The organism is Sphingomonas sanxanigenens DSM 19645 = NX02, assembly GCF_000512205.2.
Taxonomy (GTDB): Bacteria; Pseudomonadota; Alphaproteobacteria; order Sphingomonadales; family Sphingomonadaceae; genus Sphingomonas_D; species Sphingomonas_D sanxanigenens.
Genome location: NZ_CP006644.1, coordinates 4366011 through 4380885, shown reverse-complemented (window position 1 = coordinate 4380885; position 14875 = coordinate 4366011). Strand labels below are relative to the sequence as shown.

The 14875-nt window shown below is 67.1% G+C and carries 10 protein-coding genes; 4 read left to right on the top strand and 6 right to left on the bottom strand.

The features are described 5' to 3' along the window. Window positions 1-179: 179 nt before the first annotated feature. Window positions 180-800, bottom strand: a complete 621-nt coding sequence (locus NX02_RS19900; RefSeq protein ID WP_025293946.1) for a TetR/AcrR family transcriptional regulator — start codon at window positions 798-800, stop codon at window positions 180-182. Window positions 801-941: 141 nt separating this feature from the next. Between NX02_RS19900 and NX02_RS19895 the strand changes: the two genes are divergently transcribed. Continuing rightward, window positions 942-3437 carry a TonB-dependent receptor gene (locus NX02_RS19895; RefSeq protein ID WP_039996706.1) on the top strand — a complete coding sequence of 832 codons (2496 nt, stop codon included), beginning with the start codon at window positions 942-944 and terminating at the stop codon, window positions 3435-3437. Between the two features lie 185 nt (window positions 3438-3622). Next, on the top strand, window positions 3623-5164 hold the full coding sequence (locus NX02_RS19890) for a CehA/McbA family metallohydrolase (protein WP_025293944.1): 1542 nt from the start codon (window positions 3623-3625) through the stop codon (window positions 5162-5164). 52 nt (window positions 5165-5216) lie between these two features. On the opposite strand, the gene NX02_RS19885 is transcribed toward NX02_RS19890, so the two are convergent. The 5 genes from NX02_RS19885 to NX02_RS19865 form a co-directional block, all read right to left on the bottom strand. After that, window positions 5217-6521 (bottom strand): OmpP1/FadL family transporter, encoded by a 1305-nt coding sequence (locus tag NX02_RS19885; protein WP_025293943.1) that lies wholly within the window; start codon window positions 6519-6521, stop codon window positions 5217-5219. A 73-nt stretch (window positions 6522-6594) separates the two neighbouring features. Then, entirely contained in the window at window positions 6595-6999 is a 405-nt protein-coding gene (locus NX02_RS19880; RefSeq protein WP_025293942.1) for a DUF2147 domain-containing protein, read from the bottom strand. A 171-nt stretch (window positions 7000-7170) separates the two neighbouring features. Continuing rightward, window positions 7171-8982 carry an acyl-CoA dehydrogenase C-terminal domain-containing protein gene (locus tag NX02_RS19875; protein ID WP_025293941.1) on the bottom strand — a complete coding sequence of 604 codons (1812 nt, stop codon included), beginning with the start codon at window positions 8980-8982 and terminating at the stop codon, window positions 7171-7173. 16 nt (window positions 8983-8998) lie between these two features. Next, window positions 8999-11326 (bottom strand): 3-hydroxyacyl-CoA dehydrogenase/enoyl-CoA hydratase family protein, encoded by a 2328-nt coding sequence (locus NX02_RS19870; protein ID WP_025293940.1) that lies wholly within the window; start codon window positions 11324-11326, stop codon window positions 8999-9001. Beyond that, on the bottom strand, window positions 11326-12462 hold the full coding sequence (locus NX02_RS19865) for a thiolase family protein (protein WP_025293939.1): 1137 nt from the start codon (window positions 12460-12462) through the stop codon (window positions 11326-11328). Before NX02_RS19865 ends, NX02_RS19870 begins: the two co-directional genes overlap by 1 nt. Window positions 12463-12604: 142 nt before the next feature. On the opposite strand from NX02_RS19865, the gene NX02_RS19860 reads away from it, so the two are divergent. Next, window positions 12605-14332: a long-chain-fatty-acid--CoA ligase gene (locus NX02_RS19860; RefSeq protein WP_025293938.1), complete on the top strand. Its 1728-nt coding sequence runs from the start codon at window positions 12605-12607 to the stop codon at window positions 14330-14332. Further along, window positions 14319-14720, top strand: a complete 402-nt coding sequence (locus NX02_RS19855) for a MerR family transcriptional regulator (RefSeq protein ID WP_025293937.1) — start codon at window positions 14319-14321, stop codon at window positions 14718-14720. Before NX02_RS19860 ends, NX02_RS19855 begins: the two co-directional genes overlap by 14 nt. Window positions 14721-14875 lie beyond the last annotated feature (155 nt).

Sequence of the window (14875 nt, the reverse complement as noted above, 5' to 3'; positions counted from 1 at the left end):
CAGCTTAGAGATTGTAAATCAACGGTTTGTGACCGCGATAACCGGAGGACCGGGGGCAAGGTTCCGCCACGGGCGGAGCCTTATGCGCGATGAAATGGTTGCGATCCTGTACCGACCCGCGGATTTGCGCGGGATGGCCTGATCGGCGGCGGCGAGAAAAATGCCGCACTGTGGCGCGATTACATCACATTCCGATAGTCCGGATAATCGAACATCGCGCGGAACACGTGATGCGCATCGGCGAACAGTGCCTCGGCGTCGTGCGGTTCCTCCTTCAGCATCTCGTCGAGCGAGTAGGCGATCTCCACCGACAGCCGGGTGCGGCGGCGCACCAGCGCGCGATCGACGTGCCGCAGATGCGGCATGTACAGGTCGGTCAGCCGGTCGGTGACGAACTCGTGCGAGAACAGCCGGATGTGGGTCAGGCTGGGCACCGCGTGCAGCGCGCGCATGATCCACAAGGCGCCCGGCTCGGCGCTGGTGATCGCGTGCATCACCCGCAGCAGTTCGATGGTGGCATCGGCCATCGTCGCGAGGTCGCTGCCGCCATATTGCGCCACCCAGGCGTCCAGCGCATCGTTCTGGCGCAGCATCAGCCGCTCGGCGAGGGCCGCGATGATCGCATATTTGTCGTCGAAATAGCGATAGAAGGCGGGGGGCGTCGCGCCCGCGCGCTCGCAGATCAGATTGGTCGAAATGCGCTCGATTCCCACCTCCGCCAGCAGCGCGCCGGCGGCACCGAGCAGCGCCTCATAGGTTTTCAGCGCGCGCGCCTGAACCGGCTTCCTGTGCGTCGTCAACGGTTTGCATCCCCCCGGACCCCTGCCGGCCATAGCCGAACCAGCCATTCGTCGCGACTGTCATAAAAATGATATCTATCGCTATCATAGGCGCCCCCGCAACGACATCATAGCCCGGCCAAAAAAAGGGGTCACATTCACATGAAGATGCAAACGGGGCGGCTTTCCCTCATGGGAGCCGTGGCAACGATCGCGCTTGTCCTGCCGATGAGCGCGCAGGCGCAGCAGGCGCCGGCAGCCAATCAGGCGGCGCCTGCGCCGGAAGACGAGGGCGAGGAACTCATCGTCACCGCGCGCGCCGGCAACGCCGAGCAGCGCAAGGTGGAAGCGAGCTACGCCATCTCCACCATCTCCCAGGAAGAGCTGATCATGAAGGCGCCGATCGGCGTCGGCGAGGCGCTGAAGAACGTTCCCGGCTTCTGGGTGGAAAGCTCCTCGGGCGAGACCAGCGGCAATGTCCGCGTCCGCGGCATCCCGACCGACGGCTACTCGCAGGTCGCCCTGCTCGAAAACGGCATCACCATCCAGCACGACGCCGGGCTCGGCTGGCTGAACGGCGACCAGTCGTTCCGCATGGACCAGACCTTGGAGCGCGTCGAGGTCGTGCGCGGCGGCCCGTCCTCGCTGTTCTATTCGAACGCGCCGGGCGCGGTGGTCAACTTCATCTCGCGCAAGGGCGGCGACCATCTCGAAGGCCTCGTCCGCTACGAATATGCCGATTACGACGCGCACCGCGTCGACGGCTGGGTCGGCGGCCCGATCGGCGACAGCGACTGGCGCTTCCTCGTCGGCGGCTATTATCGCATCTCGGACGGGCAGCGGCACACCGGCTACCGGCTGGGCGAGGGCGGCCAGATCCGCGCGACCTTGTCGCGCGACTGGTCGGGCGGCGCGTTCAGCCTCGACGTCAAGCATCTCGACGATCGCGTCGAGAACGCGATGGTCACGCCCTTCGTCAACGGCAGGGATGGCGATCCCACCGGCGTTCCCGGCTTCGACGCGCTGAAGGATACGATCGCGGGCGAGGAAACCCGCTATTTCGACTTCCGCACCCCCACCGGCATCTATGAATTCGATGCCGGCGTCGCGAACACCGCGCGGATCACCCAGATCACCGGCTCGCTGGACCTCGATCTCGGCAATGAGTTCAGCCTGCTCGCGAACGTCCGCTATCGCGACAGCTATACCAAGCGCAACAGCATCACCCCGCGCACCGTCTACACGCTCGCCGACTTCCTGACGTCCTACAGGAACACCTACAAGGCGGCGCTGCCCGCGAACGCCAATCTCGGCCTGGTCTACAACAATGGCGGTGCTGCGTTCGGCCCCGACCAGAACGACAACGGCCTGGTGATGATGAACCTCGCGCGGTCGTTCACCGTGCCCGAGGATGAGCTGGTCGGCGACCTGCGCCTGCAGAAGACCGCGCAGTTCCTGGGCCAGCACGACCTCGCCTTCGGCGTCTATTATGCCTACGTCACCGAGGATTATGCGGCGACCTCCGCCTCGATCCTGACGGACGTGCGCGGCAATGCGGCGCTGCTCGACCTCTATCTGCTCGACGCCGCGGGCAATCGCCAGGCCGTTCTCACCGAGAATGGCGTGATGAACTATGGCACCGAGTTCGGCAACTCGACCGGCAATTCGCGCTCGATCGCGCTCTACGCGTCGGACGAGTGGAAGCTCAGCGACACGCTGCGCTTCGACTATGGCGTGCGCTGGGAGCAGATCGACGTCTCGGGGGTCAGCGAGGGCTCACGCACCGTCAATCTCGGCCAGACCGCGACGCTCGCCGACAAGGCTGTGCTGACCGGCAACGGCGTGTTCACCAATTTCGGCGGCAAGAGCGACCATGCCGCGTGGACGGCGGGCCTGAACTATCAGTTCACCCGCGATTTCGGCATCTTCGGCCGTTATACGTCCACCTATCGCCTGCCCGGCGTGTCGAGCTTCTTCGGCAACCCCACCCAGAAGCCGATCACCCAGAAGATGAACTTCCAGGAAATCGGCATCAAGTTCCAGCGGCCGACGCTGTCCTTCTACGTCACCGGCTTCCGCACCATCTACGAAAGCTGGGCGATCAGTGATTATCGCCAGAACGCCTCGGGCCAATATGTGCTCAACACCGTCTACGGCGATACCGAGACGCTCGGCGCCGAGGTCGAGGGCACGTGGCGCCCGGTCAAGTGGTTCGATATCCACGCGAACTACACCTACCAGGACGGCAAATTCTCAGACTTCGCCTACACCAACAGCGCCGGCCAGCAGATCGACTATTCGGACAACCGGCTGATCCGCGCGCCGCAGCACCAGTTCCGCATCACGCCGGGCGTGAACCTGCTCGACAACCGGATCCGGATCGAGAGCGACATCTCCTACTACGGCCAGCGTTATGCCGATGTCGCCAACCAGATCAGCCTGCCGGCCTATGCCACGGTCGATCTCAACGCGCGGTTCGACGCCACCGACAATTTGAGCTTCAACCTCTACGTCAACAACCTCACCAACACGATCGGCCTCACCGAGGGCAATCCGCGCGCAGGCACGATCGAGAATGATGAGGTCGGTGACCTGGTCTACATCGCCCGCTCGATCTTCGGCCGCAGCGTGCGCGGCGCGGTGACGTTCCGGTTCTGATGCCACGGGTCGGGCGGGGCCTCGGCTTCGCTCGGCCTTCCCCTCGATTTCGCTCGGGGCGAACGGAGGTTTTCCGGACGGACCGAGCGAGCCCTGTCCCTCGACGTCGCTCGGGACGAACGGAAAAGGCTGAGAATTTTCCGTTCGTGTCGAGCGACGTCGAGACACAAAGCCGGATGAAACCCATGCGCCTCCGCCTCCTTCCCGCTTTCCTCGCCGCAGCCCTGCTCGCACCCACGGCTGCGCTGGCCGACATGCCCGCGCCGCTCCCCGCGTGGGATGCCGTCCCCCTCGCGCGGAACAAGGAAAAGCCCGACCTCGTCCTTACCGGCACGGTCGACCGCTCCAACTTCCAGCGCAACGTCGCGGTGCCGTTCGACGTGCCCAGGGGCGTCATCCGCCTCGCCGTCGAACTCACCTACACCCGTCCGGACGGCAAGACCGTCATCAACCTCGGCCTCTATGACGGCGAGCGCTTCCGCGGGTGGAGCGGCAGCAACAAGCATGCGGTGGTGATCGACGAGAGCAGCGCCACGCCGTCCTTCACCCCCGGCCCGATCGGCGGCCGCCGCTGGTCGCTGGACCTCGGCGTCTCGCACATCGATCCCGACACCACCTCCACCTATACCGCCAAGATCTGGTTCTGGCGCGCGGGCGACACCCCCGCCGTCTCCACCTTCTCGCCCGAGCCGCTGGCGGCGGATGCGGGCTGGTATCGCGGCGATTTCCACCTGCACACCGGCGACAGCGACGGCTTCTGCGACAGCCGCCGCGGCCGCCACGTGCCCTGCCCGGTGTTCCGGACGGTGCAGGCCGCCGCCGACGCGCGGCTCGATTTCATCGCCATCACCGATCACAACAACATCGCGCACCACAATGCGATGCGGGAGCTGCAGCCCTATTTTGACGATGTGCTGCTGATCCCGGGCCGCGAACTCACCACCGAGCAGGGCCACGCCAACATCTTCGGCACCACCGAGTTCATCGACTACCGGCTCGGCGAAAAGAGCGTGCCCGATGCCAAGACGATGCTGCGCGCGGCGCACGACGCCGGCGCGCTGGTCTCGATCAACCATCCCGGCGCGCCCAACGACCACCGGTGCAGGGGCTGCGGCTGGATCGCCCCGCGCGACGCGATGGCGGAGGTCGACGCGATCGAGGCGGTCAATGCCGGCCGGCTGTGGGAACAGCTCGCGGGCGCGGATGGCGGCGGCGATATCACGATCTGGGACGCGGAGATCGCCCGCGGCCGCCGCCTGACCGCGCTCGGCGGCAGCGACAATCACGACATGCAGCTCGGCCGCCTCGGCGTCGGTTTCCCGACCACGGTGGTCTACGCCGCCAACCTTTCCGAACGCGCGGTGCTCGATGGCGTGAAGGCGGGCCATGTCTGGATCGACATGACCGGCAAGCCCGGCCACGCGATCGACCTCAAGGCGATGGCCGGCGGCGTGCAGGCGATGATGGGGGATGCGATCGCGGTTCCCGCCGGCCAGCCTTTGTCGCTGACCGTGACGGTCGCGGGCAGCGCCGGCGGCAAGCTGGTCGGCCTGCTCGACGGCAAGCCGGCGCCGGCGCTGTCGGTGGAGAAGATCGACGGCGCCCGCGCCGAACTGCCGCTCGAATGGAGGTCGGACGGCCAGCGCCACTGGATCCGCTTCGAGGTGCGCGAGGGCGGCAAGCGGGTGATGATGACCAATCCGGTCTATGTGAACTTCGGGCGGTAGCGCCTTTTTTTGTCCTCCCCGACGCTGCGCGCCAGGGAGGATAAGAAGAGCCTTAGAACCGCATCCGCGCGCCCGCGGTCAGCACGATCGCGCGGGCGTCCTGCAGCTCGCCGCTGGTGATGATCGGCGTCTGCGCGGCGGTGCCGACATAGGCGGCGGTCGGGCGGTCGATCGTCGCGTCGGCGAAGTCGATATAGGCGGCGCCGATATCGAAGGAGAGGCTGTCGGTCGCCTTGAAGGTGCCGCCCGCCGAATAGTTCCAGCGGTTGGAATCGGGCACGCGGGCGTCGCGCTCGCCATCCTGCGTCGGGGTCAGCGCACGCTGCACGCCGGCGCGCACGGTGAAGCGCGGCGACACGTCATAATCGACGCCGCCGGCCAGGCTGTAGCTGTTGCGATAATTCTGCGGCAGCGCGGTGTTGAGCGGCGCGCCCAGGCGGATCGCGTCGAACTTGTTCCAGGTATAGCGCACCGCCTGGCCGTTCAGCGTCAGCTTGTCGGTCGCCTTCACCCGCGCGCCGAGGATGATCTGCGCCGGCGTGTAGAAGCGCGCCTCGATGCCGGACAAGGTGGCGTTGGAGGCGGCGAGCGGCCCCAGCAGCCCGCTGATCTCGACATCGCCCTTCAGCTTGTGCTCGATCGCCGACTTGTAGGCGAAGCCCACCGTCACGACGTCGTTGTGCATCTGGAAGCCGGCGGTCCAGCCGAGATCCCAGCCATCGCCCGTCAGCCGCTGCTGCCCGTCCGGCAGGCTGGCGAGGACGTTGGGCAGCGCGTTGCTGAGCGTCGCGTCGCTATACTCGACGTTGAGCGCGGCGCCGACGCGCAGCCAGTCGGTCACCGCGACGCCGATCGAGGGCTGGATGTCGAAGGTGCGCAGCTTGGTCTTGGTCGCCGAATAGCGCGCCCAGCTGGTCTCGTCATATTTGGTGGTGAAGCTGTAGGGGCTGGTGATCGAGAGGCCCACCGCGATGCGATCGTTGATCGGATAGGCGATCGCGCCCGAGGGCAGCACGCCCTTGCTGATCGGATCGCCGCTGACCGGATCGCCGCCGATCGGCGCGAAGGTCTGCCCCGGGCGGCGGATGACCGTGCCATTGTCCACCACATCGCCCTTCGGCAGGATCGCGCTGACCGAGATCGCCGCGTCCGGCCGGTCGATGCCGGCGATCGCCGCCGGGTTCCACCACAGCGATGGCGCGCCGGTATCCGCGACCTCGCCGGAGAAGGCCCGGCCGGCGCCGCGCGACGACTGTTCCTGCAGGTAGAAGGCCTGGGCGTGCGCGGCGGAGGGAAGCGCTGCGAAGCCGATCGCGGACGCGGCCGCGGCGAGCGAAAGCTGGGTACGCATGTACATGAACGACGATCCTGTGTTTTAACGGTGCGTAAGGGGGGCGTTACGGGGGCGTTAAGGGGGCGTTTGCGCGCGCTTAGCGCATGCGGGTCCAGGTCTGCGTCTTGCAGAGCGGCACGAACACGCAGCCGCGCACCTTGAGCCGGGTGGGGCTGAGCGGGGTGACCGTCGCCTTGTAGGTCTTGCCGTCATCGGCATTGTAGACGGTGCCGCCCGTCCAGGCGCCGTCATCCACCTTGAAGCCGCGCAGCAACACGATGCCCTTCAGCGGTCGGTTGCGCAGCTTTTCGTCCGCATTCCTGGCATCGCGCAGGTCGGGGTTGGTGCGCAGCAGGTCGGAGGTGACGAGTTTGCCGCAGATCGAGGCGCCGCAGCGCTGGATCTCGACCACGCCATTCTTGGTCTCGGTCTTCCAGATACCGATGGCGCTGTCGGGGGAAAGTGCGGCGGCGCCGGCAAGCACCGCGAGGAACATGGACATGTGCGACCTCTCCTAAATCCGGGGCCCTGCCGGGCGATCCGGACGGCGGCCGCATTGTTGCGGTCCGCCACTCTCGTTCGATCCTATGCGACAATCATCTGACGTATAGGGAATGCATATTCCGCTAACGGCCGGCATTGCCTTCTGTCAAGCATTGCCGGCCGTCGCGCCTCAGAAAGCGTCTTCCTCCAGCGCCATCAGCGACCGCTTGCCGGACTTGATGACGAGGAAGGTCGTCGTCGCGAAGGGCAGGATGCGGTCGAAGAAGAAACCGGCGGTGGCCAGCTTCGCCTTGTAGAAGGCGGCATCCTCATGCCCTTCCGAAATGCGCTGCGCGGCGATCCGCTCCGCGCGCAGGAAGCAATGGCCCATCGCGACCAGCCCCAGCATCCTGAGATAGTCGGTGGCGGCCGCACCCGCCTCTTCGGGGTCGGCCATGCCCTTCTGCGCGATCATGCCGGTGGAGAGCTGCAGCGCGCCGAACGCCTGCTGCAATCCCGCCAGATGCGCGGCCAGCGCCTTGTTTCCGGTCACGTCGGGCGCGCCCGCCGCTTCCTCCAGATGGTTGGCAACGGCGTGGAAGAAGGGGCGCAGCGCGCGGCCCATGTTCGCGGGCATCTTGCGGCCGACGAGGTCGAGCGCCTGGACGCCGTTGGTGCCCTCGTAGATCTGGGTGATGCGCGCGTCGCGGACATATTGCTCAACGCCATGCTCGCGGATGTAGCCATGGCCGCCATGCACCTGCACGCCGATATTGGCGGATTCGAAGGCGAGGTCGGTGAACAGCGCCTTCACCACCGGCGTCATCAGCGCGACGAAATCGCCGGCGCGGGCGCGGGTCTCGGCATCCTCGCCATGCTTCTCGGCATCGAGCGCGCGCGACACCCACTGGCCGAGCGCGCGCGAGCCCTCCGCATAGGCGCGCTGCGTCATCAGCATACGCCGCACGTCGGGGTGGACGATGATCGGGTCGGCGGGCAGGTCGGGCCGCTTGGCGCCCGAAAGCGCGCGGCCCTGCAGCCGCTCCTTTGCATAGGCGACCGCCGCCTGATACGCCGCCTCGGCGACGCCCAGCCCCTGGATGCCCACCGAGACGCGTTCGGTGTTCATCATCGTGAACATCGCCTGCATGCCCTTGTGCGGCGATCCGACCAGCCAGCCGACCGAGTCCTCGAAGGCGAGCTGGCAGGTGGCGGAGGCCTTGAGCCCCATCTTGTGCTCCAGCCCCGCCACGGTCACGCCGTTGCGCGCGCCCGGCGTGCCATCGTCGCGCGGCAGGAATTTGGGCACGAGGAACAGGCTGATCCCCTTCACCCCTGCCGGCGCATCCGGCAGCTTGGCGAGCACGAGGTGGATGACATTGTCGGTCAGGTCATGATCGCCCGACGAGATGAAGATCTTGGAGCCGGTGATGCGATAGCTGCCATCGTCCTGCGGCACCGCGCGGGTGCGCAGCAGGCCGAGATCGGTGCCGCAATGCGACTCGGTCAGGCACATCGTGCCCGCCCATTCGCCGCTGACCATCTTGGGCAGATAGGCGTTCTTCAGATCCGCGCTGCCATGGCCCTCGATCGCGGTGGTCGCGCCGTGGGTGAGGCCGGGATAGAGGCTGAACGACAGGTTCGCCCCGCAGATCATCTCCTCCACCAGCTTGTTGATCGTCTCCGGCAGGCCCTGGCCGCCCCATTCGGTCGGCGAGGCGAGCGCGGCCCAGCCGCCCTCGCGGAACGTGTCATAGGCGGCCTTGAACCCCTCGGGCGTGCGGACGACGCCATTTTCGAGCCGGCAGCCTTCGAGGTCGCCGCTGGCGTTGAGCGGCGCCAGCACGTCCTGCGCCATCCGCGCCGCCTCGTCGAGGATCGCGTCGTAGAGGTCGGGGGTGAATTCCGCGAAGGCGGGCGGATCGCCGAACCCGCCGCCCTCGGCGAACAGCTCGTGCAGCACGAAGCGCATGTCGCGCAGCGGGGCCTGATAGACTTGCATTGCCTGTCCTCTCCGATCAGTTGCGCAGCGGCTTGCCGGTTTCGAGCATATGCTCGACCCGGGCCTGCGTGCGGGGATCCTTGACGCTGGCCATGAACGCCGCGCGTTCCAGCTTCAGAAGCTGGTCCTCGGTCACGGTATCGACCAGATCCGTCTCGCCGCCGGTCAGCACCCCGGCGAGCCGGTTCGAGACGGCGACGTCATAGTCGGTTGCGGCGCCCTTCTTGTGGAAATCGGCGATCGCGCCGCCGATCACGGTGCGGCCGCTTTCGCCGGGCAGGCGGAAGCCGGGCTTCTCGGGCGGGGCATAGCCTTCGACCAGCGCCAGCGCCTTCGCCTTGGCGTCCGCCAGCAGACGGTCGCGGTTCATCGTGATGCCGTCGTCCTTGCGCAGGATCAGCATCTCGCGCGCTTCCGCCGCCGACTTGGCGACCCTCGCGGTCGAGATCATCTCGAACGCCTTGGCGACCGGCGGCATCGGGCCCTTGGGGGCCATCGGCGCCTCCGCCCAGCGGTCGAGCATCTCGCCGTTGCCGCCCCAGCCGGGGACGAGGCCGACGCCGCATTCGACGAGGCCGGCATAGGTTTCGGCATGCGCCTGGATCGCATCGGCATGGAGCAGGATCTCGCAGCCGCCGCCGAGCGCGAGCCCGGCGGGCGCGGCGACGACGGGGAAGGGCGCATATTTCAGCGCCTTCAACGCCGACTGGCCGGCGGCGATCAGCTTGTCGATCTCGCTCCACGCGGCGATGTTCACCGCGAACATCGCGAGGCCCAGATTGGCGCCGGCGGAGAAGTTGGCGCCCTCGTTGTAGATCACCAGCGCCTTGTACTGCGCCTTCACCAAGGTGACCGCCTGCTGCACCATCTGCATGATCGGCTCGTCGAGCGCGTTCATCTTCGAGGTGAATTCGAGCGCGACGACGCCGTCGCCGACGTCCCACAAGGCCGCCGAACCGTTTTTCGCCAGCGGCTTGGCGGCGAGGCGGATATCCTCCAGCAGCAGCACGCCCTCAGGCCTTACGACATCCTGATAATCGCCCGCGGCGGTCAGATATTGGCGGCGGCCCTGCTCGATCCGGTAGAAGGGGCGGTCGCCCGCGGTGTCGAGGATCGCCGGCACCGCGCGGCCCTCCGCGCGCAGCCGCTCGGCGAGTCGGCCCGGCCCGAGCCGGTCGATCAGTTCGAACGGCCCGAACTTCCAGTTGTAGCCGAGCTTCATCGCGTCATCGATCGCGACGATATCGTCGGCCACTTCGCCGACCAGCATCGCCGCGTAGGAAAGGACGTTGCCCAGCACCGTCCAGGCATAGCTGCCGGCCTTGCCGGGCAGCGACACCAGCGCGGCAAGATCCTTCTCGGCGGCGGAGGGCAGGCGCTGCGGGCTGATCGTCGCGCGATAATCGCCGGTGGCGAGGTCCAGCGCCTGCTTGGTACGGCTGCCGTCCGCGCCCTTGTCGAGCCGGTAGAAGCCGCCCTTGCCCTTGCGGCCGGTGAAGCCCTCCGCGATCATCCTGTCGACGAGCGGCATCGGCCGGACCGTCGCGAAATAGGGATCGCCCTCGGGCAGGGTCGAGGTCAGGCTCTTCGACAGCAGCGGCATCAGGTCGACGCCGACGAGGTCGACGAGGCCGAAGATGCCGGTCTTGGGCACGCCCATCGGCTTGCCGCCGATCTGGTCGGCCTCCTCGACGGTCAGCCCCTGGTCCATCGCCGCGTTGATCGCGACCGCGAGCCAATAGGTGCCGATGCGGTTGGCGATGAACCCCGGCGTATCCTTGGTGCGGACGACGCGCTTGCCGAGCGCGCGATCGACGAACTCCTCGACCCGCGCGGCGACGGTGCCGTCGGTCTCGCCGCCGCGGACGATCTCGATCAGCCGCATGTAGCGCGGCGGATTGAAGAAATGGGTGATCAGGAAGTCGCGGCGGAACTGCTCCGAGCGGCCTGCGACGAGGTGGCCGAGCGGGATCGTCGAGGTGTTGGAAGAGATCGCGGTGCCGGGGCGCTTATGCTCCTCCAGCCGCGCATAGAGCGATTGCTTGATGTCGAGCCGCTCGACGATCGCCTCGACGATCCAGTCGCACGCCGCGACGCGATCGAGATGATCCTCGATATTGCCGGTCTCGACCAGCTTCGCCGCCGCCGCCGACATGAACGGCGCCGGATCGGTCTTGAGCATCTTCGCGACCGCGCCCTTGGCGACGGCGTCGCGATCACTGCCCTCCTTCGGCACGATATCGAGCAGCAGCACCGGCACGCCGGCATTGGCGACTTGCGCGGCGATGCCGGCACCCATCGTGCCGGCCCCGATCACGCAGACCTTCTTGATCGGCGCCGCCATCATGCACGCTCCAGCACGGTGGCGATGCCCTGGCCGCCGCCGATGCACTGGGTGGCGAGCGCATAGCGGCCGCCCTCGCGCGCCAGCAGCGCCGCCGCCTTGCCGACGATGCGCGCGCCGGTCGCGCCCAGCGGGTGGCCGATCGCGATCGCGCCGCCATCGAGGTTGATCGTCTCGTCCTTGAGCTCGAGGTCGCGGATGCAGGCGATCGCCTGGCTCGCGAACGCCTCGTTGATCTCGACCACGTCGAGGTCGGCGGCGGTGATGCCCGCGCGGGCGAGCGCCTTGGTCGACGCGGCGATCGGGCCGAGCCCCATCGTCTCGGGCGCGCAGCCGGCGACACCGACCGACCTGATCTTCGCCATCACGGTCAGGCCATGCCTAGCGGCGAATTCGGCCGAGGTGACCAGCACCGCGGAGGCGCCATCTGTGAGCGGGGAGGAGGTGCCGGCGGTGACCGATCCTTCGGCGTCGAACGCCGGCTTCAGCCCGGCGAGGACGTCCTCGGTGGTGTCGGCGCGGATGATGCCGTCCTCGCTGATCACGCCCGCCTTGGTCTGGATCGGCACGATCTCGTCGGCCAGGCGGCCGCCATCGCGCGCGGCGCCGGCCTTCTTCTGGCTCTTCACCGCGAACGCGTCCTGCTCGGCGCGGGTGATCTGGTACTTGCGGGCGACGTTCTCGGCGGTCTCGCCCATGCCCATATAGGCGCCGGGCTGCGCCTTCGCGAGCGCGGGGTTGGGCAGCGGGTTGTAGCCGCCCATCGGAATGCGGCTCATCGATTCGACACCCGCGCAGATGAAAGCCTCACCCGCGCCGATCTGGATCTGGCCGACGGCGATGTGGATCGCGCTCATAGAGGAACCGCAGAAGCGGTTCACCGTCATGCCGCCCACCGACAGCGGCAGGTCCGCGAGCAACCCGATCAGCCGCGCGACGTTCAAGCCCTGTTCCCCCTCGGGGAAGGCGCAGCCCAGGATGATGTCCTCGATCTCGGCGGGATCGACCCTGGTCCGCTCCAGCAACCCGCGAATCACCTGCGCGGTGAGATCGTCGGGACGGACCCTGGCGAGCGCGCCCTTGGTGGCGAGGTGGAACGGCGAACGGGCGTAACCCGCGATGACGGCGTCGGTCATGTCTGTCCTCTCGAATGCTTCGGCCTCGGGATATTGGCCCTTGCCGACTGTCGCTTAGGTACGCTACTTAACCAATACGTCAAGTGGTGACGGCCGACGAAAACGGCCGGGCCGCGCGAAGTGAGAACAACAAGAGGCGAGGATGAACAACGCGCCGACCGATCGGATCGCACCCAACACCCGCAGCATCGCGCATGGCCTGCCGCTGCCGGCCCGGCCACGGCTGATCGACCATCTGCTGAGAGACACGGTGCGGCGCTTCGGCGACCGTATCGCCTATGATTTCCTCGGCCGCCGCACGACCTATGCCGAACTGGACGTGCTGGTGGATCGCGCCGCCGCCGGCCTGCAGGCGCTGGGGGCCAAGCATGGCAGCCGGGTGGCGCTGTGCCTGCCCAACACGCCCTATTATCCGATCCTCTACTGCGCCGCGCTGCGAATCGGTGCGACGGTGGTCAACGTGAACCCGCTCTATACCGAGCGCGAGCTGACCCACCTGCTCAAGGATTCGCGCGCCGAGATCATCGCGACCGCGGATGTCGCCGAACATCATGCCCGCGTGGTGACGGTCGCTCAGCAATTGGGCGTTCCCCACGTCATCACCTGTCCGATCGCCGATGCGCTGCCGCGCGCGACCGGCCTCCTCTATCGGCTGCTCAAACGCGCGGAGATCGGCCGGGCTCCCAAAAATGCGCGCTTCACCGATTTCGCGCATCTCGTGGCGGGCAATGCCCAGCCCTATCGGGTGGCGGTGAAGCCGGACGATCTGGCGGTGCTGCAATATACCGGCGGCACCACCGGCCTGCCCAAGGCGGCGATGCTCACCCACGCCAACCTCGTCGCCAATGCCGATGCGATGGTGGTCCATGTCGGCGGCGAGCGCGAAGAGCAGGACCGGGTGATGGGCGTGCTGCCGCTGTTCCATGTCTTCGCGCTCACCACGGTGCTCAACTTCTCGCTGCGCACCGGCGCCGAGATGATCCTGCTGCCGCGCTTCGAACTGCAGCAGTTGCTGCGCGCGATCGCCCGCGCCAGGCCGACCTACCTGCCGGCGGTGCCGACGATCTACAATGCGATCAACCTGGCGGCGGCGAAGCAGAAGGTCGATCTCTCCTCGGTCCGCGCCTGCATCTCCGGCGGCGCGCCGCTGCCGCCCGAGGTCCGCCAGAGCTTCGAGACGATCACCGGCGCGAAGCTCGTCGAGGGCTATGGCCTGTCGGAAGCGTCGCCGATCATCACCTGCAATCCGTTCGACGGGCTCAACAAGTCGGGCTCGGCGGGCCAGCCCTTCCCGGGCACGACGATCGAGATCCGCGACCGCGAGGATCCCACCCGCATCGTGCCGCTGGGCGAGAATGGCGAGATCTGCGCGCGCGGGCCCCAGGTGATGGGCGCCTATTGGGACAAGCCCGAGGAAAGCCGCAACGCCTTCGTCGATGGCGCGCTGCGCACCGGCGATGTCGGCCATCTCGATGCGGACGGCTATCTGTTCATCGTCGACCGGATGAAGGACATGATCCTGTCCTCCGGCTACAACGTCTATCCGCGCGTGATCGAGGATGCGCTCTACGAGCATCCGGCGGTGGCGGAGGCGGTGGTGATCGGCGTGCCGGACGCCTATCGCGGGCAGGCGGCGAAGGGTTTCGTCACGCTGGTGGAGGGCGCGAGCGTTACGCCCGAAGCCTTGCGCGACTTTCTGCGTGACAAAGTGAGCAAGATCGAGCTTCCCCGCGAGATCGAAATCCGCAAATCCTTGCCCAAGACGCTGATCGGCAAACTCTCCAAGAAGGAGCTGGTCGAGGAGGAAAAGGCGAAGGCGGCGGCAGGGGCCGCCGGCGCGACGAAGGAGGTTGGGGTTGCAGGCGGTTGAAGCCGATGCGCGGGGTGATCTGCGCGGGATCCAGGATGTCGCCGACGCGCTCGGCATCACCCCGCGCACCTTGCGCTTCTATGAGGATCGCGGGCTGATCCAGCCGCACCGCATCGGCACGATGCGCGTCTATACGAAGCGCGAGGTGGGCCGCATGCAGCTCATATTGCGCGGCAAGCGGCTGGGCTTCACGCTGCGCGACATCGAGGAATTTCTCGACCTCTACGACGCCGACCCCCAGCACATCGAACAGATGCGCGCGCTTTCCGAACGCGTCGGCCAGCGCATCGCCGAACTGGAACATCAGCGCGAGGCGCTGGACCAGACCCTCGCCGAACTCCGCCTGATCGACGCCCAGGCCCGCGAAAGGATCGCGAGAAGCTGCTGATCCCGGCCCCCTCCCGCTCGCGGAAGGGGTTGGGGGAGGCCTGTCCACCGAGCGAACGGCCTGAGCGGTCATGAATGCGCATGGACAGGTTCAGGGACACAATATGAAACTCAGTTTCGGGGACGCAATACGAAACTCAATCAGGGCTAACTGCA

Excerpts from the sequence above, each read along its gene's own strand:
- NX02_RS19895 (WP_039996706.1), top strand. The coding sequence starts at position 942 with ATGAAGATGCAAACGGGGCGGCTTTCCCTCATGGGAGCCGTGGCAACG.
- NX02_RS19890 (WP_025293944.1), top strand. The coding sequence starts at position 3,623 with ATGCGCCTCCGCCTCCTTCCCGCTTTCCTCGCCGCAGCCCTGCTCGCA.
- NX02_RS19885 (WP_025293943.1), bottom strand. The coding sequence starts at position 6,521 with ATGTACATGCGTACCCAGCTTTCGCTCGCCGCGGCCGCGTCCGCGATC.
- NX02_RS19880 (WP_025293942.1), bottom strand. The coding sequence starts at position 6,999 with ATGTCCATGTTCCTCGCGGTGCTTGCCGGCGCCGCCGCACTTTCCCCC.
- NX02_RS19875 (WP_025293941.1), bottom strand. The coding sequence starts at position 8,982 with ATGCAAGTCTATCAGGCCCCGCTGCGCGACATGCGCTTCGTGCTGCAC.
- NX02_RS19870 (WP_025293940.1), bottom strand. The coding sequence starts at position 11,326 with ATGGCGGCGCCGATCAAGAAGGTCTGCGTGATCGGGGCCGGCACGATG.
- NX02_RS19865 (WP_025293939.1), bottom strand. The coding sequence starts at position 12,462 with ATGACCGACGCCGTCATCGCGGGTTACGCCCGTTCGCCGTTCCACCTC.
- NX02_RS19860 (WP_025293938.1), top strand. The coding sequence starts at position 12,605 with ATGAACAACGCGCCGACCGATCGGATCGCACCCAACACCCGCAGCATC.